The sequence below is a fragment of the Flavobacterium sp. WV_118_3 genome, from assembly GCF_039778605.1.
Taxonomy (GTDB): domain Bacteria; phylum Bacteroidota; class Bacteroidia; order Flavobacteriales; family Flavobacteriaceae; genus Flavobacterium.
The window spans coordinates 1634666-1657087 of sequence record NZ_CP156060.1; the positions used below are offsets into that span (position 1 = coordinate 1634666).

General features: G+C 40.2%; 20 protein-coding genes. 14 read left to right on the plus strand and 6 right to left on the minus strand.

Annotated elements, in window-relative coordinates; genetic code table 11:
- Positions 1–88 precede the first annotated feature (88 nt).
- On the plus strand, positions 89–1429 hold the full coding sequence (locus ABFU83_RS07620) for a hypothetical protein (protein WP_347069931.1): 1341 nt from the start codon (positions 89–91) through the stop codon (positions 1427–1429).
- Positions 1430–1479: 50 nt separating this feature from the next.
- Here ABFU83_RS07620 and ABFU83_RS07625 read toward each other — a convergent pair whose 3' ends face one another.
- Entirely contained in the window at positions 1480–1863 is a 384-nt protein-coding gene (locus ABFU83_RS07625) for an ankyrin repeat domain-containing protein (RefSeq protein ID WP_347069932.1), read from the minus strand.
- A gap of 174 nt (positions 1864–2037) precedes the next feature.
- Positions 2038–3930 (minus strand): molecular chaperone DnaK, encoded by a 1893-nt coding sequence (gene dnaK / locus ABFU83_RS07630; RefSeq protein ID WP_347069933.1) that lies wholly within the window; start codon positions 3928–3930, stop codon positions 2038–2040.
- 385 nt (positions 3931–4315) lie between these two features.
- Between dnaK and ABFU83_RS07635 the strand changes: the two genes are divergently transcribed.
- Positions 4316–5737: an L-serine ammonia-lyase gene (locus ABFU83_RS07635; RefSeq protein WP_347069934.1), complete on the plus strand. Its 1422-nt coding sequence runs from the start codon at positions 4316–4318 to the stop codon at positions 5735–5737.
- Positions 5738–5799: 62 nt separating this feature from the next.
- Here the strand turns inward: ABFU83_RS07635 and ABFU83_RS07640 are convergent, their stop codons facing one another.
- Positions 5800–6231: a nuclear transport factor 2 family protein gene (locus ABFU83_RS07640; protein ID WP_347069935.1), complete on the minus strand. Its 432-nt coding sequence runs from the start codon at positions 6229–6231 to the stop codon at positions 5800–5802.
- Positions 6232–6331: 100 nt separating this feature from the next.
- Between ABFU83_RS07640 and panB the strand changes: the two genes are divergently transcribed.
- Genes panB through ABFU83_RS07665 form a run of 5 tightly spaced genes read left to right on the plus strand, consistent with a single transcriptional unit; the run spans position 6332 to position 10926 of the window.
- Positions 6332–7150 (plus strand): 3-methyl-2-oxobutanoate hydroxymethyltransferase, encoded by an 819-nt coding sequence (gene panB / locus ABFU83_RS07645; RefSeq protein ID WP_136404276.1) that lies wholly within the window; start codon positions 6332–6334, stop codon positions 7148–7150.
- The gene (locus ABFU83_RS07650) at positions 7131–7859 is read left to right on the plus strand and encodes an RNA pseudouridine synthase (protein ID WP_347069936.1); all 729 of its coding nucleotides are present in this window, start codon (positions 7131–7133) and stop codon (positions 7857–7859) included. Before panB ends, ABFU83_RS07650 begins: the two co-directional genes overlap by 20 nt.
- A 45-nt stretch (positions 7860–7904) precedes the next feature.
- Positions 7905–9233 carry a hypothetical protein gene (locus ABFU83_RS07655; protein ID WP_347069937.1) on the plus strand — a complete coding sequence of 443 codons (1329 nt, stop codon included), beginning with the start codon at positions 7905–7907 and terminating at the stop codon, positions 9231–9233.
- Between the two features lie 30 nt (positions 9234–9263).
- Positions 9264–10052 (plus strand): hypothetical protein, encoded by a 789-nt coding sequence (locus ABFU83_RS07660; protein ID WP_347069938.1) that lies wholly within the window; start codon positions 9264–9266, stop codon positions 10050–10052.
- A gap of 19 nt (positions 10053–10071) precedes the next feature.
- Entirely contained in the window at positions 10072–10926 is an 855-nt protein-coding gene (locus tag ABFU83_RS07665) for a neutral zinc metallopeptidase (protein ID WP_347069939.1), read from the plus strand.
- 79 nt (positions 10927–11005) lie between these two features.
- On the opposite strand, the gene ABFU83_RS07670 is transcribed toward ABFU83_RS07665, so the two are convergent.
- From ABFU83_RS07670 to ABFU83_RS07680, 3 genes are all read right to left on the minus strand, one after another.
- A complete protein-coding gene (locus tag ABFU83_RS07670) occupies positions 11006–12286 on the minus strand; it encodes an alginate export family protein (RefSeq protein WP_347069940.1) in 1281 nt (426 codons plus the stop codon).
- An 86-nt stretch (positions 12287–12372) separates the two neighbouring features.
- Complete coding sequence (locus tag ABFU83_RS07675) at positions 12373–13701, minus strand: MFS transporter (protein WP_347069941.1); 1329 nt, start codon at positions 13699–13701, stop codon at positions 12373–12375.
- A gap of 75 nt (positions 13702–13776) precedes the next feature.
- Positions 13777–15243: an MFS transporter gene (locus tag ABFU83_RS07680; RefSeq protein ID WP_347069942.1), complete on the minus strand. Its 1467-nt coding sequence runs from the start codon at positions 15241–15243 to the stop codon at positions 13777–13779.
- 175 nt (positions 15244–15418) lie between these two features.
- Here ABFU83_RS07680 and ABFU83_RS07685 point away from each other — a divergent pair, with 175 nt between their 5' ends.
- From ABFU83_RS07685 to glp, 7 genes are all read left to right on the plus strand, one after another.
- Complete coding sequence (locus ABFU83_RS07685; RefSeq protein ID WP_347069943.1) at positions 15419–16483, plus strand: MFS transporter; 1065 nt, start codon at positions 15419–15421, stop codon at positions 16481–16483.
- Between the two features lie 95 nt (positions 16484–16578).
- Positions 16579–18795, plus strand: a complete 2217-nt coding sequence (locus tag ABFU83_RS07690; protein ID WP_347069944.1) for a molybdopterin oxidoreductase family protein — start codon at positions 16579–16581, stop codon at positions 18793–18795.
- Between the two features lie 87 nt (positions 18796–18882).
- On the plus strand, positions 18883–19449 hold the full coding sequence (locus tag ABFU83_RS07695; RefSeq protein WP_347069945.1) for a 4Fe-4S dicluster domain-containing protein: 567 nt from the start codon (positions 18883–18885) through the stop codon (positions 19447–19449).
- Positions 19450–19460: 11 nt separating this feature from the next.
- Complete coding sequence (locus ABFU83_RS07700; RefSeq protein ID WP_347069946.1) at positions 19461–19961, plus strand: Rieske (2Fe-2S) protein; 501 nt, start codon at positions 19461–19463, stop codon at positions 19959–19961.
- Positions 19958–20197 (plus strand): DUF6755 family protein, encoded by a 240-nt coding sequence (locus ABFU83_RS07705; RefSeq protein WP_347069947.1) that lies wholly within the window; start codon positions 19958–19960, stop codon positions 20195–20197. The genes ABFU83_RS07700 and ABFU83_RS07705 overlap by 4 nt, the downstream gene beginning before the upstream one ends.
- A gap of 33 nt (positions 20198–20230) precedes the next feature.
- Positions 20231–21208 (plus strand): GTP 3',8-cyclase MoaA, encoded by a 978-nt coding sequence (gene moaA / locus ABFU83_RS07710; RefSeq protein WP_347069948.1) that lies wholly within the window; start codon positions 20231–20233, stop codon positions 21206–21208.
- Positions 21209–21224: 16 nt separating this feature from the next.
- The gene (gene glp / locus ABFU83_RS07715; RefSeq protein WP_347069949.1) at positions 21225–22421 is read left to right on the plus strand and encodes a gephyrin-like molybdotransferase Glp; all 1197 of its coding nucleotides are present in this window, start codon (positions 21225–21227) and stop codon (positions 22419–22421) included.
- Position 22422 lies beyond the last annotated feature (1 nt).

A 22422-nucleotide genomic window follows, 5' to 3' on the forward strand; every position in this document is an offset into this window, starting at 1 on the left:
GAAGTATTGGATTATATCCCAGTTTTTTTAAACGGTAATTCGTTTTAATAATTTTTGTGTTAATAAATTATTAAATAATAATTACTTTATGAAAAATCTACTACATCTGATCCTTCTATGCCCAATATTGCTTTTTGCACAAGTCGGAATCAACACCACTACTCCTCATGCCAGTTCAATCCTCGATGTAACGGCAACCGATAAAGGTTTACTTGTTCCTCGTATTGCCATTCCGAATCTAAACGCTGCCGCTCCGGTTTCCAGTCCGGCCAATAGTCTGCTCGTTTACAATACCAATACAACTACCGGTGTTGGTTTTTATTACTGGAATGGCAGCAAATGGGTTCCGATATCCGGAGCGCATAACGATTGGGTTATTGTGGGGAATGACATGTATAATGCCAACTCCGGAAATGTGGGTGTTGGCGTCACTGCACCTACAGCTAAATTGCATGTTGAAAATACCGCCGGTGCGAGTATCGCTCCTTTTTCAGGCGGATTCGAAAGTGGTACCATTTCTCCTTTTAGTACTTCGGGTAGCGGTGGAGCGTGGACTCTTACCACAACGGCCGGTCAGTTTAATGCCGGTTCTTCCGGAATTAAATCCGGTTCCGGTATTCATAGCAGTTCCTCCAATCTGGATCTGAGTGTTGCTATTCCTGCCGGTGGTTCGTCTTTTTCCTTTAATTATCGTGTGGATAGTGAATCGGGTTATGATTATCTTCGTTTTTATATCGATGGTGTTCAACAAAATCAATGGTCCGGAACGGTGGCCTGGGCAACTTATTCCGGAAGCTTAACAGCAGGCAGTCATACCTTATCCTGGCGTTATGAAAAAGATAGTTCTTCCAATTCCGGTTTGGATGCCGCTTTTATCGATCAGGTAGTGATTGCCAATACACAAACGCTTTTACCGGCGGTTCGTATTGTGGATGGTAGTCAGGGAAATGGGAAAGTTTTGACTTCGGATGCCAATGGTTATGCGAGTTGGAAGAGTACCAACCTACCGGATATTGCTACTTTTCAAGGGATGATCATTCCTGTTTGTGATTCCTATTCGAATGGAAGTACGGGTTCTTTTACAATTCCAATCCGAGGTGTAACCACTACGGTTACCTGGACGATACTGGCCAAACAAATCCGAAGCGGTTCTGCTACATTATCGGGCAATACGGTTGCACTGGCTCCTGTAACCGCCGAACGTCTACAGGTACGCTATGATTTTTCGCCACAATTGCCTTTTAATCCGCTGGGAATTATTTTTAACGCCTATAATTCAAGTGGCTATCCGGATACCTTTGTGATCAATTATGCTAATAAATCGCAAAACTCAATAACGGTCAATATTGCACGGGCCGATCTTTTTGCCAGTCAGACATCGAATTGCTGGACCGGTCAATTTTATTTTGATGTGATGGTCATGAATTAAAAAAGAAAAGGGAGCCTTCCGACTCCCTATTCCTGTTTTTTACGTTTCAATTATTTTCTGGCACCAGCCGTTTTTAATGTTTCAATAACGTCATTGTTTTTAAACATTTCAGCAATTTTTAAAGCGGTATTTCCATTTTGATCCACTGCTGTTAAATCGGCTCCTTTTTCAACCAATAATTTTACAATTTCAAGGTTGTTGTAACGGATTGCATACATTAACGGAGTAAGATTGTTGGTTCTTTCGTTAACATCAGCTCCGTACTCGATGAATTTTTTAATTGTTTCAACGTCACCTTTGCTGATTGCTGTACAAAGTGGTGTGGCACCATAGGCATTTACAGCATACACTTTTGTTTCTGTAACTGTAGCAGCTGTAGCAACATTTGTAAAAGCTACTAAAGCCATTCCTAAAATAAAGATCGTTTTTTTCATGATGATTGATTTTTTAAATTATTTTTGATTGTTACAGTTTAGACGCGACACTTTTTATTTCGTTACAGGAAAAATCTTATTATAACATTTTTTTAACATATCAGGCTGTATTTCGCGATAGAACATAAAAAAAACCGGAACAAATGTCCCGGTTTTTTACCTGTAAGGTTTGGATTATTTTACTTCTTCGTAATCTACATCCTGTGTCTGGTCGCCCTGGTTTGCATCGCCACCTTGTGGTTGTGCCTGAGAAGCCTGACCGTCAGCCTGTGCTTTATACAATTCTTCCGATGCATTTTTCCATGCTTCGTTGATTTTGTCTAATGCCGGTTGGATTGTATCTACGTCTTTTGTATCGTACGCTTTTTTCAATTCCTCCAAAGCACCTTCGATAGCCGATTTGTTTCCGTCTGATAATTTATCTCCGAATTCTTTTAATTGTTTTTCGGTCTGGAAGATCATTCCGTCGGCCTCATTCAATTTATCCACTTTCTCTTTAGCTGCTTTGTCGGCTTCCGCATTTGCTTCCGCTTCTTTACGCATTCTGTCGATTTCTTCCGGAGTTAATCCTGAAGAAGCCTCGATACGGATATCGTGTGATTTACCGGTTCCTTTATCAGTAGCCGATACTTTAATAATACCGTTGGCATCGATATCGAATGTTACTTCAATTTGCGGTACACCTCTTGGTGCAGGCGGAATTCCGTCTAAGTGGAAACGACCAATTGTTTTGTTATCGTTTGCCATTGGTCTTTCCCCTTGTAACACGTGGATTTCTACAGATGGCTGGTTATCGGCCGCGGTCGAGAAAACCTGTGATTTTTTAGTTGGAATAGTCGTATTGGCGTCGATTAATTTTGTCATTACACTTCCCATAGTTTCAATACCTAAGGATAATGGTGTAACGTCTAATAATAATACGTCTTTTACGTCTCCGGTTAATACTCCACCCTGAATCGCAGCTCCAACCGCTACTACTTCATCCGGATTTACTCCTTTTGATGGTTTTTTACCAAAGAATTTCTCTACTTCTTCCTGAATTCTAGGAATACGGGTAGAACCTCCAACCAAGATTACTTCGTCGATCTCCGATTTTGAGATTCCGGCATCTTTTAAGGCTTTTTCACATGGGATCATCGAACGACGAACCAATTCGTCTGCCAATTGCTCAAATTTCGCTCGGGTTAATGTTTTTACCAAGTGTTTCGGTCCGGAAGCCGTAGCCGTTACATAAGGTAAGTTGATTTCTGTTTGCGCTGAAGCCGATAATTCAATTTTCGCTTTTTCAGCCGCTTCTTTCAAACGTTGTAAAGCCATTGGATCTTTACGTAAATCAACACCTTCTTCGCTGTTGAATTCGTTTGCCAACCAGTCGATAATTACCTGATCAAAATCGTCACCTCCTAAGTGTGTATCACCATTGGTTGATAATACTTCAAATACACCGTCTCCTAATTCCAGGATTGAGATATCAAAAGTACCTCCACCTAAGTCATAAACTGCGATTTTCTGATCTTTTCCGGCTTTATCCAATCCGTAAGCCAAAGCTGCAGCCGTTGGTTCATTAATGATACGACGTACTTTTAAACCTGCAATTTCTCCGGCTTCTTTAGTCGCCTGACGTTGTGCATCGTTAAAGTAGGCCGGTACCGTAATAACGGCTTCTGTTACTGTTGTTCCTAAATAATCTTCGGCTGTTTTCTTCATTTTCTGAAGTGTCATTGCCGATAATTCCTGCGGCGTATAAAGTCTTCCGTCAATATCAACACGTGGGGTGTCGTTATCTCCTTTTACCACTTTGTACGCAACATTTCCTGCTTCTTTCTGGCTTTCTGAGTATTTGTTACCCATAAAACGCTTGATCGAAGCGATCGTTTTCGTTGGATTTGTCACTGCTTGTCTTTTGGCAGGATCTCCTACTTTGATTTCACCACCTTCTACAAAAGCAATTACAGATGGTGTCGTTCTTTTTCCTTCTGCATTAGGAATTACTACCGGCTCATTACCTTCCATTACAGATACGCAAGAGTTAGTCGTTCCTAAGTCAATTCCAATAATTTTACTCATAATTAAATCTCCTTATTATATATTTTTTTTCGTTTCGTTTTTTCAACTTGATTGGTATAAGTCAATGATTGTGCCATTCGCCAAAAGTGTTAAAAATTGTCATAAATACCGTATTTTTCACCTTTTTAATACTGACAAGATGACATTTTTACCGTCAACTGCTATCCCTACAGACTTTCAAAATAATATCACAAGCTCCACTCCCTTTGTGAGTTTATCGTATTTATTTCGACTGACAGTGCCGGCATTTTAAAGAACATGAAGTAATTAACGACAAAACCACACACAGAAATCATCCGTAGCGCTAAAAGTGTGTTATATCCGTTTTATTTATTGAATTATCGGATTATCTTTGCTTTAGCAAATAAACATTTAGATTAGTATTATGGAGTGTATTTCTGTATTTGATATGCTTAAAATCGGTGTCGGCCCCTCGAGTTCGCACACCTTAGGCCCCTGGCGTGCAGCCGAACAGTTTCTTGTTGAAATCAGAAATCGTAACCTTATTGATCATGTAAACCGTATTACCGTAGACCTATACGGTTCGCTGTCACTGACCGGAAAAGGTCATGCCACCGACCTGGCTGTCATGCTTGGACTTAGCGGTGCCGATCCGGAATATATCCCGGTAGAAAGTATCGATGTGATCATTTCTGCCATTACGAATAAAAAAGAACTCTTTTTAGGCAACGAAATTATCATACCATTCGATCCGGAAAAAGATATTGTTTTTAACCGGAACTTCCTGCCATTTCATGCCAACGGACTTACGTTTACCGTTTATACCGATACGCAGGAATATACTTCAACCTTCTACTCGATTGGAGGTGGTTTTGTGGTAAAAGAAACGCAGGAAGAAAATACGGCTAAAGAAACAACCAAACACAATTTTCCGTTTCCGATCGAAAAAGCCGAAGAACTTTTAGCCTATTGCAAAGCCGAACAAAAGAAAATCTCGGAAATCGTTTATGAAAATGAAAAATCCATGCGTTCGGAAGCCGAAATTCACAGCGAATTGCTACGGATTTGGAATACGATGCTGGAATGTATGTATATTGGATGTCATACCGAAGGTACCTTACCAGGCGGTTTAAATGTTCGCCGTCGCGCCTACGACATGCATAAAAATCTGATTGGCGTATTACCTTATGAAAATCCACAATCCTGGCTGGAAATTATCCGGATGACAGAAGTAAAATTCCGTCAGATCCTGAAATGGGTCAGCTGTTTTGCTCTGGCTGTAAACGAAGTAAATGCATCCTTAGGCCGTGTTGTGACCGCTCCGACCAACGGAAGTGCCGGTGTAATCCCTGCCGTTTTAATGTATTATATGGTAATCGAAAACCATGAAGCCAACGAAAAACAGATCAAACAATTCCTGATGGTAGCCGGAGAAATTGGCAGCATCTTTAAAAAAGGGGCCACAATTTCAGCTGCAATGGGTGGCTGTCAGGCCGAAATCGGGGTCTCCTCTGCAATGGCTGCCGCTGCGCTGTGCGAAGTAATGGGCGGAACCCCGGAACAGGTATTAATGGCGGCCGAAATCGCGATGGAACACCATCTGGGCTTAACCTGCGATCCTATTGGCGGACTGGTACAAATCCCCTGTATCGAACGTAACACCATGGGTGCCATCAAAGCGATCAATGCAGCCGAATTGGCTTTGGAAACCGATCCAAAAAATGCAAAAGTACCATTGGACAAAGTAGTGGATACGATGTGGCAAACGGCAAAAGATATGAATAATAAATATAAGGAAACCTCCGAAGGCGGATTGGCCGTGGCTGTAAATATGGCCGATTGTTAATCGGATTAGCTATAAAACCAAAAAGCGGAATCGATAATCGGTTCCGCTTTTTTTATAGATCCTTATTTTCTTCTTGTATCAACAATATAAATAATTTTCCAGGTTCCGTTTTCTTTAAATAACTGAAACGAATTGACTCCGGAATGGCTTAATTTTCCGTTGATATAAAATTCATACGGTGTCCAGGCGTGTGCCATCATACCATCGATCTGAATTTTATAGCTCAGGATCTTTTCCTGAAACATCATTTGTGCCGGAAAAGTAGCAATCGCTTTAAAAAAAGCGCCCGCTGTTTCCTCTGTCAGTCGGTTGCCTTTCGGGCTTTCCTGTATCGATTGTAAAATCATTTTATCATGACAAACCGACTTTATTTTTAGCGTGTCTTTTGCGTGAAATCCGTCGAAAAAAGTACGGATGGTATTTTCAACGTCCTTTTCCTGTCCATACATTCCAAATGACAGACAGGCCATGACTAACAGTAGTTTATATTTCATAATTATACGCTTTGGTTACATCATCAGTAGGATTAATCCCGGTTATGTTACAGTATTGATAGAAATTGTAGTACTTTTACGTTTCCAAAATTTGAAACTTATGTCAGTTGCTAAAAAAGACTACAAAAGAATTACAACAAAATCGTTGATTGAAATGAAAAGCAACGGAGAAAAAATCTCCATGTTAACGGCCTATGATTATACCATGGCAAAAATCGTTGACAGTGCCGGAATCGACGCTATTCTTGTTGGTGATTCCGCTTCTAATGTTATGGCGGGACACGAAACTACATTGCCCATCACTTTGGATCAAATGATCTACCACGCCTCTTCGGTTGTTCGCGCAGTTGACCGTGCTCTGGTTATCGTTGACTTGCCTTTTGGAACGTATCAATCGGATCCGAAAGAAGCTTTGCGTTCGTCCATCCGGATTATGAAAGAAAGCGGCGCTCATGCTGTAAAACTGGAAGGTGGAAGTGAAATCAAAGACAGTATCAAACGAATCCTGAATGCCGGAATACCGGTAATGGGACATTTGGGGTTAACCCCACAATCCATTTATAAATTCGGAACCTATACCGTTCGTGCCAAAGAAGAAGCCGAAGCGGAAAAACTCCTTGAGGATGCCAAAATGCTTGAAAAAATCGGTTGTTTTGCCGTAGTACTGGAGAAAATTCCATCGGCATTAGCCAAAAAAGTAGCCGAAAGTATTTCCATACCGGTAATTGGTATTGGTGCCGGAAGTGGTGTCGACGGACAAGTATTGGTGCTCCATGACATGATTGGTATGACACACGAATTCAGTCCGCGTTTTTTAAGACGCTATATGAACCTTTATGACGATATGAGCAAAGCAATCGGAAACTATGTAAGTGATGTAAAATCACAGGATTTCCCGAATGCCAACGAACAATATTAATACGATCGTATCTGTGAACGAAAAAACCGTTTCCAACAAAGATAATTTACAGGTTATTTACGAGGACAATCATCTTATTGTGATCAATAAGCGTGTAGGTGATATTGTACAGGGTGATAAAACCGGTGACAAGCCACTTAGCGATGTGGTTAAAGAATATCTGAAGGAAAAATATAACAAACCGGGAGAAGTTTTTCTGGGTGTTATTCACCGTCTGGATCGTCCTACAACCGGTATCGTTGTATTTGCCCGTACCTCGAAAGCACTTACCCGTATGAACGAATTGTTTAAAAACCGGGAAACCCAAAAAACCTATTGGGCGGTGGTGAAAAACCGCCCTGTACCAGATACTGCCACTCTGGTTCATTTTTTAAAGCGAAATCCCAAAAACAATACTTCCAGGGCCTATCCGAAAGAAGTTCCGGATAGCAAAATGGCCCGTCTTACGTATTCGGTGATCAAAGTACTTCAAAATTATACCGCTCTGGAAATCGATTTGCATACCGGAAGACACCATCAGATCCGATCGCAATTATCAGCTATCGGAAGTCCGATTAAAGGCGATTTGAAATATGGTTCCGATCGTAGCAATCCCGATGGCGGTATTCATCTTCACGCCCGAAAACTGGTACTCACCCATCCGGTCAGTAAAGAAGTATTGGTACTAACGGCACCAACACCTGATGACAGTATTTGGAAAAGCATTTGATTTTTTTTTATTATTTTTAACACTTAATTGTTAATCTTTCTTTATATGCGAATAATACTTGTCGCTTCCTGTTGTCTGTTTATTTCGTCTCTATATGCACAGGAGCATTTCAGCGGTATCAATACCACCCGTAGAACCGGAATTCTGAATGCTTCGGTAAATCCGGCGGAATTAAGTAATCTTAGTAACCGGTATGAAGTCAATATTTTTAATACCAGCGTAAACGTTTCCAATAATAAAATCAGTTTTAAGGATATTGTAAACGGTGGTAATCTTGAAGATAAAATTTTTGAAGGGGACAAAGCGGTCAATATGCGTCTGGATGCCGAAATTCTAGGCCCTTCTTTCGCTATGAAACACGATAAATGGGCTTTTGCGGTTACTTCTTCTGCAAAAATTAAAGCTAATTTAATCGATGTTGACGTCAATTTAGCCAATGCCGTACGGAACTCATTTATCGGTTCGGCTGTGATTGCACTCGACCACAACCAACGTGTCAATGCTTTAACATGGGGTGAAATCGGTTTTTCGGCTTCCCGTATCATTTTTGAAGATCATCAGCATAAATTTAGCGGTGGTGCTACTTTTAAATTGCTTTTCCCGGGTTCTTATGCCAATATTGCCGCGGATAAATTTAGCGGTACCGTAACCAATGTTTTAGGCGATGTGGAACTGACCAATGCGCATGCCGCCCTGAATGTTTCCTATTCCGGTGCGTTGGCCGATGGTTTTACCGACAGTAGCAATTTTAATCAGTTTTTTGGTAATGGAATCCATGGTTATGCCGTTGATTTGGGCGTAAATTACCAGTGGAAAGAACAAGATGACAGTGGCTATAAAATTAATGCCGGACTGGCCGTTCGAAACATCGGAAGTATGACTTTTAAAGCCGATAATAATGTTTCCCGAAATTACAGCCTGTCGGTTGAAGGTTTACAGAGTTTTGACCTGAACCAGTTTGAAGGTGTTGACAACGTAAAAGAAATCGAACAGATCCTGATCAACAGTGGCTATGTTACCATTGATAATACAACCAAAGATTTTAAAGTAAAAATGCCAACACTTATTTCAGCTTATGCCGATGTACATGTCCATAATAAGTGGTATGTAACCGCCTATATGCAACAAAAAGTCGTTGACGATACTAAAAATGACCTGGCTACGGCTCAGAATGTCGTTACAATCACACCTCGTTTTTCCGCTCAGGACTACGAGATTTATTCTCCCTGGTCCAGCAACGAAATTTCCGGAATAACCGGAGGTATCGGGTTCCGTTTAGGCGGATTTTATCTGGGTTCGGGATCTATAGTAACCGCCTTATTAAATAATTCCAAACAAGCCGATGCCTATTTAGGTTTCCGGGTTGGCTTTTAAACTCCAAAATCATAATTAAAAGAACAAAAAATGCAACAAAACATTAAAAAAAAGCTCGAAGAAATTAATAGAAATGGATTGCATCTGGAAACCGGTGCGCTAATCGACCAGAGTTTTGAGAACTATAAAAAAATAGCGTTGATGGCCGGGTTGGCTTTTTTAATCCTAGCCATTATTATTACTGTTTTCCTGGTTGGCGGTGTCTCCGTTTTTTATGGACTGGAGCAGTATGTACAGGATTTTTCTCATTTGGAGCAAAATGGTTTATCCCGTAATTTTATTATTATTTCAGCCCTGGTTAATACGGTAATCGCCGCTATTACAGCTCCGTTTTCGGCCGGAATCATCAAAATGTCTTCCAATGCGGATAACAATCGTGAATTTAGTGTCGGTACGGCTTTCGAATATTATAAATCAACGAAGTTTATTCCTGTTTTTACGGCCAGTCTTATCATTGCATTGACATCAGCTTTAATCGGAGCGTTATTACAATTGCTAAATATGAACTTCGTAGGAACATTTGTGAGTATGATCATTAGTTTCCTGACCTGCCTTACCCTACCACTTCTTATCTTAGGAAATCTATCCGTTAAAGATGCCATTATAAACAGTATTACACTGGTCAATAAAGCGCCTCTAACTATTTTTCTGGCACTCATTGTTGCCGGTATCGGAGCTATTATAGGTATTATCGCTTTTTGTTTGGGTGTGTTTTTTACTATTCCGTATATTTATTGTATGCATTACACTATTTATAAAAATATTTTTGGTTCCGATGAAAACGAAATAGAAGAAATCGGCCGATACGAATCTAACTAACCTTTTAAAATCCAAGCCTATGAAATGGAAAGGCCAACGTAAAAGCGAAAACGTAGAAGACCGTCGCGGTATGTCTTCCGGTGGTAAAATTGCTGCCGGTGGTGGTCTTATCGGTCTTATTATTTTATTGATCAATATGTTTGGTGGCGAAAATGCCCAGCAACTCACTCCTCTTTTAGAGCAGTTACAACAGGGACAATCTACTGAACAGGTTCGACAACGCGAATTAACTCCGAAAGAAATGGAATTAGGTGATTTTGCGGCTACCATGTTAGGGAACAATGATAGTATTTGGGCAAAAGTTTTTCACGAAAATAAACTGACATATGAAAAACCCGGAATGGTATTGTTTAACGACAATGTTTCCACTGCCTGTGGTAGTGCTACTTCTGCTACCGGTCCTTTCTATTGTCCTGCCGATCGCAAAGTATATATGGATCTGGCTTTTTTTGAAGAATTACGAACCCGTTTTGGCGCCAAAGAAGGTGATTTTGCTATTGCCTATGTGATTGCACACGAAGTTGGTCATCATGTTCAAACCTTACTGGGAACGTCCGGAAAAGTTCGAAAATTACAACAGGGACTTAGTCAGACAGCGGCTAATAAACTTTCGGTTTCATTGGAATTACAGGCTGATTTCTATGCCGGTTTATGGGCACATTACAATCAGAAATACCTGGAAGAAGGTGATATTGAGGAAGCACTTAGCGCTGCACAAGCGGTTGGTGATGATGCTATCCAGAAAAAAATGCAGGGCCATGTTACTCCCGATTCTTTTACACACGGTACATCGGCACAACGGATCGAGTGGTTTAAACGCGGTTATCAAACCGGCGATATCCGAAAAGGAGATACTTTTGCTGAGCTAAACTAATTCAGATTATTATAAAAAACAAACCCCGGAAGCCAATGGTTTCCGGGGTTTTGCTTGTATAGGTAACCTCAAAATGGTTTTATTTTAATTTAAACGACGGGTTAAAGTGTAGCGCCAGCCAGGTCCAGGTTTGCAAATTTTTCGGATTACTGACATTTTTCAGCGTATTCATGCTGTCGGATGCAAACATAAAAGAATGTCCGATAAAGAGTCCGAATTGCTTATTTAATTTGTGCTGAAATACCAGATCCAATTCGGTTCCCAGATATTTAGATAAGTCCTTTCCGTTACTATCCATACTTTGTTTTCCATTTGTCATAAAAGCATGGATATTCCCTGTCAGATTGGATTTTGGACTGAATTTCGTTTTTGTCAGGATATAATAATCGTTAAGCCCGAATGTATTAAAATGGTTCCCTACATAAAAATAATCCATAAAACCATTGAATTTATGATTGGTTCCATACATCGGACTAAAAGATCGGTTTTCGGTCGCAGCCGTATCATAATTATTTCCGGATAACCACTCCGTTCCGACTACTATATTAAATTGTTTACTCACAATAAAATCGGCGTTAAGCGAAAACTGATACGCTTTTTTACTTTGTCCTGCTGTATTTTTACCGGTTTGGTAATATCCGGATCCAAAAATCCCGAAACTCTCAAAATATTTTCCGGCGTTCACTCCTGCTGTCAGCATATCATAATGTGTTCCATCTGTATTTTGCAATACATTGTTCATCGCAATAACGGAAAATTGTGATTTGTTCGAATCTTTATACTGGTAATGCAGCAATTGCAATGATTTTGTTTTTTCACCACTGTCAGCAATGCCATATACTTCATTAGTTGGTGTATCGTTTGTATCATCACCATCGTTATTATAGGTCACTACTGTTTCTAACTTTGACTTTTTTCCCAGTGAGAAAATCCCTTTTAAGGCATCAAAGCTTCTTCCCTGCATAGCCCAATCCAAAGCTCCTACCAGTCTTTCATTGTCATACGAAAGTATCTGACGTCCTATCTTTAGTGTGGCTTTCGGATTAAACTGATATTTCGCCCAGGCTTCGTTGACCGTAAAATTTTGATTTTTAATTTGAGTAGATGCTGTTTCCCCCCAAACTCTTACATCCTGAGTCGAGAAATAGACTTCAAGATTCTGATAGTAATAATCCAATCCGATTCTGGCTCTGGAAAATATCGTAGTTTCTGCATTTTTTCCTTTCGGAATCAAAGTCTTCTGACCATTATCTAATTCCGAACGGGTTCTGAAATCAATATTCATTTTAAGACTGTCGACCTGTGCATTGGTAAAATAATAGCCACAGCAAAGGCAAAATATCATTACTTTTTTTAACATATCCTGATTTTTAATTAATAATTAGTTTATGGGGTAGCTTTATGACGAAAAAATCAATTTTTACTAAAAGGGGAGTTTTTATTTTTTTAGCTTGGTCGTTCACACCCTTTTCGGGTATAGAATTTCCAATTGACAAAAGTGGCCCATATACAGATTATAAACACCAATCCGAAAAACAAGCGGGTATCACCGGTGATGGTTCTGGACTGCGTAATTAACACATTAAAGACAAAAGGGCCAAAAGCAGCAATGGCCGAGGTCCATCCGATTACGCCGGCAGCTCTTCTCGGAGAATCCGAAAAGATAATCGGGAATTGTTTAAATGTTGCGGCATTACCTACTCCGGTGAAAAAGAAAATCAACAATATGATCGTCACAAATACCGGGAATTGTTCGATAGCCGTTGGTGTCAGATAGCCTCCTAAAATCAATATTGCAAATAGGATTATCAAAGCGATACCTGTAATATGTGTCAGAATAGCGCCTCCGGTTTTATCTGCAATTTTACCAAAAATTACACGAACCAAAGAACCGATTAACGGACCGTAAAAAGCATACTTTAACGGATCCAAATCGGCTTCCAACGGTACATATAGACTTTTTATCATCATCGGAAAAGCTGCTGCCAAACCGGCAAATGTTCCAAACGTCATAAAATAAGTCAAAGTACAATACCAGGTATGCTTGTCTCCGAATATATCCAGTTGTTCTTTAAATGAAGCCGTTACCGGGATATTTTTTAACGAAACCCAGGCCCAGATTCCAACCAGAAACAAAGGAACAACATAGATAAAAGCTACGTTTTCCAAAAATATTACCTGCCCGGTTTCGGCAATAATTTCACCACCGCCTACAAAGGAAAAAATCCCCAGACTCAGTACTAACGGCGACAGTAACTGAACCAAACAAACGCCAAAATTTCCAATTCCAGCTTGTATTCCCAATGCCGTACCTAATTCTTTTTTAGGAAAAAATAAAGAGGTTGAAGGCATATATGACGAAAAATCGCCTCCTCCAATTCCCATTAAAAAGGCTATCAGCATAAAATAGCGATACGACGTTTCCGGGTTCATCACCGCAAAACCGAGCATTAACAACGGAATAATTTTAATTAATGTCGTAATCGTAATAACTTTTCTTGTTCCCAAAAGCGGAATCAGGAACGTATTCAATATTCGTAGCAAACCGCCAGCCAAACCAGGCATTGCCGCCAGCCAGAAAAGCTGGTCATCCGAAAAATCGAATCCGATTTTTGGTAATTTAATCACTACTACGCTAAACAAAAACCAGGTGATAAAAGAAATTGTTAGTGCAATTGTTGTAATAGTAAGTGTTTTCCAGGCTATTTTTTTGCCTGTTTTTTCCCAAAACTGTTTATCATTGGGATCATAATTCGTCAGCCATTGTGAATTCATATAAAATAGTTTTATGTTAACAGTTCTATTCGCATAGCTGTGTTGGTAGGTTAATGTTCCAACTCCTATACTCAATTATTCGATACGGTGTTTAAGGTGAGGCGCTTCTTTATAAGTCATTTTTTTAATGGTGTGGATCATCCAGTAAAGAGAAACGGCCGAAATGACAAAGACAAAAATCCAGGAACTCGTCCATAAATCTGAAAAATCCAATAGGTAACCGAATAGAATTGGTCCGATAAATCCGCCTAATCCGCCTATAAGTCCAACCATTCCGCCCACTATTCCCACTTCATTCGGAAAGTATTCCGGAATATGTTTATAGACCGCAGCCTTTCCTATTCCCCAAACAATTCCTATAGCAATGACCAACAGGGAAAACACCCAGATATGAGCTTCAAATTTGATCAAGGTAACGCCTTCAGCTAAAAGTTCTTTTTTACGGACTTCCTGATTTTGTTTGATCACTATTTCCTGCCAGGAAAAAAACTCAGGTAGTATCTTCGTTTGTTCCGGAATTTCCGGCTTTTCTTTTACCGTGATTATTTCATTACCCAATACGATTTTATTTTCGGTAACTTCCGTAACAACAGCCGATTTCTTAGTGACTATACCTTTCCCCGGTGTTAGGATATCCATTTTGGGTAACATCAGTAATCCGCTTATAATCAGCGAGGAATACAATACCCCGTACATTACTTTTCGGGCGCCGAATTTATCCGACAGATAACCTCCCAAAGCCCGAATCACACCACTCGGTAAACTAAATGCTGAGGTCAGTAAACCACCTAATACCAACGATGTTTTGTACACATTTACATAGTAGGGCAATAACCATTGTGAAAAAGCTACAAACAAACCGAAAACCAGGAAATAGTATAGCCCGAAACGCCATACCCGTGTTTTTTTTAGCGGAGCAAGTAATTCCGTTGTTGTTTTTACCTGACCTGTTACTTTTTTATTTTTTACAAAGAAGAGGAAAATAAGTCCCATAAGAATTAACATACCGCCGTAGATTACCGGCAACCAACGCCATCCGTTTTGCGGATCAGAGGCTGATAAAGCATTTAAAGTAGCCGGTGCTAAAAAAGTTGTTAACGCAGCACCCGCATTTCCCATTCCGAAAATACCCAATGCTCTTCCCTGCCATTCTTTGGGATACCAGATCGAGGTAAATGCAATTCCAACAGCAAAACTGGCTCCTACCATACCAAAACAGAAGCTTAATAAAAAGTAGACCCAATAGGAATTAACAAAATAGGTTAAAAAAAGTGGAACCGAGCAGCATAACAACAGCCAGACAAAAACCACTTTCCCACCATATTTATCGGTAAGTATGCCCAAAGGCAATCGCGTGATGGAACCGGATAAAATAGGTATTCCCAAAAGCCATCCGGTTTCAACAACCGACCAGTTAAATATCCCATTATCTACCAAATATGTGACTAAAACACCATTCATTGTCCAACAGGCAAAACAAAAGGTAAAAGCCAATGTATTCAAAAAAAGAATTTTGTGTGCCGATCGTAGATTATTTTCCATAAACTCAATTTTTATTGATTACAAATAATAAAAAAAACCCCAGTGAATAGCCATAAACAGCTGTTCACTTGGGGTTTAGTTTGTAAAGGTAAGAAAAAATATTTTTATAACATATTATTTAATTTATTTATTTTTTATAACTTTATATCACAAAATAAATATTTTTTTTCATATTATGTTAAAAATAATCAACCTTAAAGCCTTTTTTGTAGCCTGTATTGCTACAATTTTGACCTTACTGCTGGTGCTTATCGGATCCCGTAGCCTGCAAAATTTTGATGCCGCTTTGGTCGCTTATCTGTTTGGAACATTATTCGCGATTTTCGGAATAGTGTATCGCTATATAGTATGGATTCAAAGGCCACCTACCCAGCTATATTTTAAAAATAGCTTCCGGATTCTTTTTTCCAAGGAATTTGTTTATTATCTGCTATATGTTATTAAGGATTTCTTTAAAAATATAGTCGTTCAGAATTTTATTTTTAAAAGAGGAAAAAAAAGAGGTCTTGCGCACATAGCAATGGCAATAGGCTGTACAATCGCATTTGCCATTACTTTTCCGCTTACATTTGGCTGGATTCACTTTTCCTTATATCCGGCTTCCGGATTAGATCCTCATCTGGAACCTATCTATACGGCCCATTTTTTCGGATTTGATGTAATGCATTTTCCGGTAAAATCTGTCGTTGGATTTCTAACATTCGGAGCCTTAAACTGGTGCTCGTTACTGGTAATAATCGGTGCTTCCTATTTTCTGCAAAAACGACTAAAAGATCCCGGACTAATCGCTACTCAGACCTTTGAAGGCGATATCCTACCTTTACTATTACTGATATTAATATCGCTAACCGGACTGGGATTAACGCTCGATTATGAATTTATGAAAGGACAGACGTATGAATTTATGGCGGTTACCCATGCTTTTTTTGTAATCGTTTTTCTCGTTTGGATGCCGTTTGGTAAATTCTTCCATATTATCCAGCGACCGGCTCAAATCGGGGCACACATTTATAGGAAAGTCGGTAAACAACGTGGTATGCAGGTTTGTAAGCATACCGGAAAAGAATATGCCACGCAACTCCATATTGCTGATTTAAAAAAACTGACCCGTCAATTGGGATTCCAACTCGAATCAAAAAACGGACAATCGCTACTGGAATACAGCCCCGAAGGAAAAAGAGATTTATTAGCGATCGCACATTTAAAAGCCCGGCAAGAATCCGGAACCTACTTCGGATAACCCACTCAAATCAAAAAACCTACTAAAATAAATGTCTAACAGGTTTCTAATCGAAAAATAAAAAATCCGGTTTGAAACGATAAACTATATTTAGTATGGCAAAACTTCCTATCGACATCGATCGTATTATCGAACAATTTGGGCCAACACTCAATTTTCCGAAGCCGGAAGGTATTCCGGGAAGGGACGAGCCAGACAAAGTGGTCGAAACTCATTGTTGTTTCTGTGGTATGCAATGTGGTATTAAACTACTTGCAAAAAACAATAAAATCGTTGGTTTTGAACCCTGGATGGAATTTCCGTTCAATCAGGGGCGCTTATGTCCAAAAGGTGTTCAACGCTATATGCAGGACAATCATCCTGATCGTCTGACAACTCCTCTTTTAAATGTGCCCGGCGAAGGTTATAGTCCGATACAATGGGAAAAAGCGATGGATATAACCGTCTCGGAAATAAAGCGAATACAGTCCCTGCATGGCAAAGATGCTTTTGCCGTTCTTTCCGGAGTTTCTCTAACTAATGAGAAGTCCTATATGGTTGGGAAATTGGCGCGGACGGCTATAAAAACTAAAAATCTCGATTACAACGGACGTTTGTGCATGGTATCGGCCGGTGCCGGAAATAAAAAAGCTTTCGGATTGGATCGGACATCCAATAATTATGATGATCTGGAAAAAGCCGAAGTGATTATCGTAACCGGAGCAAATGTGTCTGAAGCGTTCCCGACACTCACTTATTGGTTATGGCGCGCCCGGGATAATGGTGCCAAACTGATTGTTGTCGATCCGCGAATCATTCCATTGGCCCGAACAGCAGATATTCACCTCGATATACGTCCCGGAACCGATTCGGCACTTTTTGGAGCAATACTCCATTATATGATTGAGCATGATATGCTTGATCATAACTTTATAGATAATTATACTTCCGGTTTTGAAGCGGCCAAAGAAGCCGTAAAAGACTATACTTTGGAATGGGCTGAAACCATTACCGGAACTAAAAAAGAAAAAATTGAAGCAGCGGCACAACTTTGGGGAAAAGCAGCTACTTCGTTTTTATTACATGCAAGAGGTATTGAACACCATACCAAAGGTGTCGAAAATGTACTGAGTTGTATCAATATTGTACTGGCTTCTGGTAGGATCGGAAAACCTTATTGTGGTTACGGTACGATTACCGGACAAGGAAACGGACAAGGAGGTCGCGAACACGGTCATAAATGTGATCAATTACCGGGAAACCGGGATATCGAAAACCCGGAACATCGTAAGTATATTGCCGAGGTCTGGGGCATTGATGAAAAAGAACTCCCCGGTAAAGGGCTGTCGGCCTACGAAATCATTGAGGCTATTCATCGCAATGAAATCAAAGGATTGCTTTCGCTCTGCTTTAATCCGCTGGTGTCCTTACCCAACAATAATTATGTTCGTGAAGCATTGGAAAAACTGGAGTTTTATGTTGGCATCGACTTCTTTATGAGTGAAACCATGCGTCATTGCGACATCATCCTACCCGGTTCGCTTCACGAGGAAGAGGAAGGTACCGTAACCACTGCCGAAGGACGTGTCGTTCGTATCCGTAAAGTAGTTGATCCACCGAAAAATGCCCGAACCGATTCCGAAATTTTAATGGAACTGGCACAGCGATTGGGTGCCGGGGATAAATTCAATTTTGTAAATAGTGAGGCCGTTTTTAATGAGCTTCGCGTAGCTTCCAAAGGCGGAACGGCCGATTATTATGGGATCACCTACGCTAAAATTGAAAAAAATATGGGGGTTTTCTGGCCTTGCCCGGATCTGGATCATCCCGGTACGCCACGATTATGGGAAGATAAAAAATTTAAAACACCCGATGGTAAAGCTCATTTTAATCCGGTACAGTACCATCCCAGTATGGATCCGGTAGACGAAGAATATCCTGTTATCCTAACCACTGGTCGTGTGGTTTCCCAGTATCTCAGCGGAACCCAGACGCGCAGAATCGGAAAACTGGTCGAGCAATTTGCACAACCGTTGCTCGAAATTCATCCCACACTGGCCGCACAATATAATATACAGCAACATGAGGAAGTCCGGGTAATTACTAAACGTGGTGAAGCTTTATTTCCGGCTAATATTGTCGAAACCATCCGGGAAGATACAGTGTTTATTCCTTATCACTGGCCGGGGAAAAAATCGGCCAATCAATTAACCAGCGGTCATTTGGATCCTATTTCAAAAATACCCGAATTTAAAGTGAGTGCCTGCCAGCTTATTCCGACCGGTAAACAAGCCTATGTCGCTAAAGATGCTCCCGACTATAAAAGCAATTAATAGAAATAATCCCTCCCTCTGATCATTTTATGTCTTTGCTAAAACGGATCTCAATTATCCGCTTTGGTTTAATTTAATTACAAAAATATGCATCACTATTATAAACTACAGGAAGAGTTCTTTGTAGATATGCAACGTTGTATCGGTTGCAAATCGTGCGAAGCGGCCTGTGCCGAATGTGAAACGAACGGCAATGAGCCGATGATTCACGTCAATTATGTAGACCGGGCCGTAACGATTCAAACCACCGTACAGGTTTGTATGCATTGTGAAGATCCGGTTTGTGCGAATGTCTGCCCGGCAGATGCCATTACCAAAGATGAATTCGGAATCGTACATACGGCCAATACATCGCGCTGTATCGGATGTTCTAACTGTGTGATGGCCTGTCCTTTTGGCGTGCCGAAAAAAGTAGAACACTACGATCTGATGATGAAATGTAATATGTGTTACGACAGAACCAGTGTGGGTAAAAAACCGATGTGCGCTACCGTTTGCCCTAGTGGAGCCTTGTTTTACGGAACCCGGGAAGAAATGGAAAAAATGCGTCCTAACTCCTCTCCTGTCAATCAGTTTGTTTTTGGTCAGGAGGTAGTAAAAACCAAAGTCAACATTATGATGCCCAAAGGGAGTACTGAATTAAAAATATTTTAAAAAACACGATAATGAGTCATCAGGATAAACACTGGAAAAAAGATTTCCCGATTAACAGATCTCAAGCCAATCAGGTAAGCCGAAGGGATTTTGCAAAGTTACTCGCTGTGGTTTCCGGCGGAATGGTTGTTGGCAACGGCGCTATTGCAGCAAAAGCCGCTTTCTTTAACGAGCCAAAAAATGAAAAAAAACAAAAAATCTGCGCCAAAAATGAAATTCCCGTTGGCGGAACCAAATCGTTTGTTTTAGAAAATGAAACCATCCCCTATATCCTGATCCATACGGAAGAAGGAGAATTTTATGCCTACGAACAAAAATGTACCCATTTGTCCTGTGCTGTATATTATAAACCCGGTACATTAACCATTGAATGTCCTTGTCATAACGGATGGTTTGATGTAAAAACTGGCAATGTTATACAAGGGCCACCGCCACGACCTCTGAAAAAACTGGATGTCACTTTTGAAGGTGACACTATTTATGTTCAACATCCTAAAAATGAAACCGTATGAGTAATTTCAGAACCACACAGGAACAAGCCCATCCGCAGAAAAAAAGCATGATCATGTCTGCCCTGATCACTGTCTTACTCGTGAATCTGCTGCTCCAGATATGGCTGTTGTATACCGCCCTTAACAATGCCCTGGAAGGACATCCGGAAGTAGCTTACAGTACTTTTATCGCTTCTTTAGTCCTGTTTCTGGCAAGTGTACTATGGCTGTATTTTTTACCGGAAAAAGTAACTTAAAAACGGACTTCCCACCCTCTTAATTTCGAACAAATGCTAAAAGATACACACCATAGAATCCACGATTATCTCCGGATATCGTTAACGGATAATTGTAATTTCCGGTGTACCTATTGTATGCCGGAAGAGTCTATTTCGCTAATGCCGCCTCAAAAACTAATGCAAACGGATGAAATTTTTAGTATTGCCAAAGTATTTACATCCCTCGGTGTCAAAAAAATCCGTTTAACCGGAGGTGAGCCTTTGGTACGAAAAGATTTTACTGCTGTCGTCGAACGCTTGTCGATGCTACCCGTTCAGTTGGCATTAACCACTAATGGTATGTTATTAGATCGCTATAAAACGGCATTTCAAAAATCTGGAATCCAATCGGTTAACATTAGTCTCGATACACTCGATCCGGCTAAATTTTTACAGATTACGCAAAGAGATCAGTTTCAAAAAGTATGGGATAATATCCTGATGTGTATAGATCAGGGGATTTATGTCAAACTGAATATCGTTTTGATCAAAGGTTTTAACGACGATGAGGTATTCGATTTTATAAACCTGACCAAAAAGATACCGGTACACTTGCGTTTTATCGAATTTATGCCTTTTGATAAAAATGAATGGAATAAAGATAAAGTGGTTCATAACCAACTGGTATTGGAATCCGTCGCACAACAGTATGAATTGTTTAAACTCCGGGACGACAAAAATGACACCGCTAAAAAATTCGGAATTTTTGGCCATGCCGGTACGGTTTCTTTTATTTCTACTTTGAGCGATTCCTTTTGTGGTAACTGTAACCGGATGCGTATCACGGCCGACGGTAAGATGAAAAACTGCCTGTTTGGCGCGGAGGAATTTGACATCCTCGGTGCTTTCCGAAAGGGTGAAAATATTATTCCTATCATCGAACGGTGTCTTCTGAAAAAACATAAAATGCTTGGCGGTCAATTTGATGATTATACAAATATCGACCCGGACAAATTACAAAACCGAAGCATGATCAAAATTGGTGGCTAAACTTAAAACCGTAAAAATGATAACTGTAAAAGAAGCGTTACACCATATCCGGCAGCAGTGTCATACATTGCCTCCTATTCGTATTCCACTGGATAGCGCCTGTAATTTTATTGCAGCTGAAACAATTTATGCTCCTCTTGATGTACCGTGTTTTGATAATTCGGCTATGGATGGTTATGCGATCCGCTACGAAGACCTCAAAAATACGATTCCACTACAGCTGTATTACGAGATCGAAGCCGGAAAAACCGAAATACCCGAAGTCCATAAAGGAGAAGTCGCTCGTATTTTTACCGGAGCACCGATTCCCATTGGTGCCGATACCGTAATACCACAGGAAAATTGTACGGTTGAAAATGGAATTTTAAATTGTTTACAAACTGTTTCCATAGGTGATCATATTCGAAAACAGGGAACACAAACCCGAAAAGGCGATCGGGTTCTATCCAAAGGGAATCTGCTTACCGCTGAATATATCGGTTTTCTGGCCACTTTAGGAATCGATTCTGTTGTTGTTTTTCCCAAACCGAAAGTCGGTATTATTATAACCGGTAAGGAGCTTGTCCCGGTCGGAAATACATTGCAAAACGGACAAATCTACGAAAGCAATTCGGTCGCTTTAAAAGTATTATTACAACAATTGGAGATTCCTGTTGTCTTTTCCCAATGGATTGACGATAATGAATCCGAATTGTTTCATTTTGTCTCTGAAAACTTTACAAAGGTAGATGTATTACTACTTACCGGTGGTATTTCGGTTGGCGATTATGATTTTGTAAAACGGATACTGGATAAAATTGGGACTACCGAAATCTTTTATAAGATCCAACAAAAACCAGGAAAGCCTTTGTTTTTCGGAAAAAAAGATCAGACACTTTTTTTCGGACTCCCCGGAAATCCAAGTGCCGTGGTTACTTGCTTTCATGCTTATATAAAACCCGCTTTGCTACAGATAACCGGAGACCAACCGCAAGCCGAACACGATGCGATATTGGTTACACCTTATCGCAAAAAAAGCGGGCTGACGCATTTTGTAAAAGCACGAGTACAAGGTGGAAAAGCGACAATATTGGACAAACAACTTTCCTACCAGATGGATACTTACGCTCAAGCCAATGCTTTTGTAGTATTAAATGAAGAACAGGAAGATTTTAAAATCGGTGAAAAAGTCAGGATCATTTTCTTTTACAATTACAAGGATATAAAACTATAAA

Excerpts from the sequence above, each read along its gene's own strand:
- ABFU83_RS07705 (WP_347069947.1), top strand. The coding sequence starts at position 19,958 with ATGAGTAATTTCAGAACCACACAGGAACAAGCCCATCCGCAGAAAAAA.
- ABFU83_RS07650 (WP_347069936.1), top strand. The coding sequence starts at position 7,131 with ATGCCAACGAACAATATTAATACGATCGTATCTGTGAACGAAAAAACC.
- panB (WP_136404276.1), top strand. The coding sequence starts at position 6,332 with ATGTCAGTTGCTAAAAAAGACTACAAAAGAATTACAACAAAATCGTTG.
- moaA (WP_347069948.1), top strand. The coding sequence starts at position 20,231 with ATGCTAAAAGATACACACCATAGAATCCACGATTATCTCCGGATATCG.
- ABFU83_RS07675 (WP_347069941.1), bottom strand. The coding sequence starts at position 13,701 with ATGAATTCACAATGGCTGACGAATTATGATCCCAATGATAAACAGTTT.
- ABFU83_RS07690 (WP_347069944.1), top strand. The coding sequence starts at position 16,579 with ATGGCAAAACTTCCTATCGACATCGATCGTATTATCGAACAATTTGGG.
- ABFU83_RS07635 (WP_347069934.1), top strand. The coding sequence starts at position 4,316 with ATGGAGTGTATTTCTGTATTTGATATGCTTAAAATCGGTGTCGGCCCC.
- ABFU83_RS07625 (WP_347069932.1), bottom strand. The coding sequence starts at position 1,863 with ATGAAAAAAACGATCTTTATTTTAGGAATGGCTTTAGTAGCTTTTACA.
- glp (WP_347069949.1), top strand. The coding sequence starts at position 21,225 with ATGATAACTGTAAAAGAAGCGTTACACCATATCCGGCAGCAGTGTCAT.
- ABFU83_RS07640 (WP_347069935.1), bottom strand. The coding sequence starts at position 6,231 with ATGAAATATAAACTACTGTTAGTCATGGCCTGTCTGTCATTTGGAATG.
- ABFU83_RS07695 (WP_347069945.1), top strand. The coding sequence starts at position 18,883 with ATGCATCACTATTATAAACTACAGGAAGAGTTCTTTGTAGATATGCAA.
- ABFU83_RS07655 (WP_347069937.1), top strand. The coding sequence starts at position 7,905 with ATGCGAATAATACTTGTCGCTTCCTGTTGTCTGTTTATTTCGTCTCTA.
- ABFU83_RS07620 (WP_347069931.1), top strand. The coding sequence starts at position 89 with ATGAAAAATCTACTACATCTGATCCTTCTATGCCCAATATTGCTTTTT.
- ABFU83_RS07680 (WP_347069942.1), bottom strand. The coding sequence starts at position 15,243 with ATGGAAAATAATCTACGATCGGCACACAAAATTCTTTTTTTGAATACA.
- ABFU83_RS07670 (WP_347069940.1), bottom strand. The coding sequence starts at position 12,286 with ATGTTAAAAAAAGTAATGATATTTTGCCTTTGCTGTGGCTATTATTTT.
- ABFU83_RS07700 (WP_347069946.1), top strand. The coding sequence starts at position 19,461 with ATGAGTCATCAGGATAAACACTGGAAAAAAGATTTCCCGATTAACAGA.
- dnaK (WP_347069933.1), bottom strand. The coding sequence starts at position 3,930 with ATGAGTAAAATTATTGGAATTGACTTAGGAACGACTAACTCTTGCGTA.
- ABFU83_RS07660 (WP_347069938.1), top strand. The coding sequence starts at position 9,264 with ATGCAACAAAACATTAAAAAAAAGCTCGAAGAAATTAATAGAAATGGA.
- ABFU83_RS07665 (WP_347069939.1), top strand. The coding sequence starts at position 10,072 with ATGAAATGGAAAGGCCAACGTAAAAGCGAAAACGTAGAAGACCGTCGC.
- ABFU83_RS07685 (WP_347069943.1), top strand. The coding sequence starts at position 15,419 with ATGTTAAAAATAATCAACCTTAAAGCCTTTTTTGTAGCCTGTATTGCT.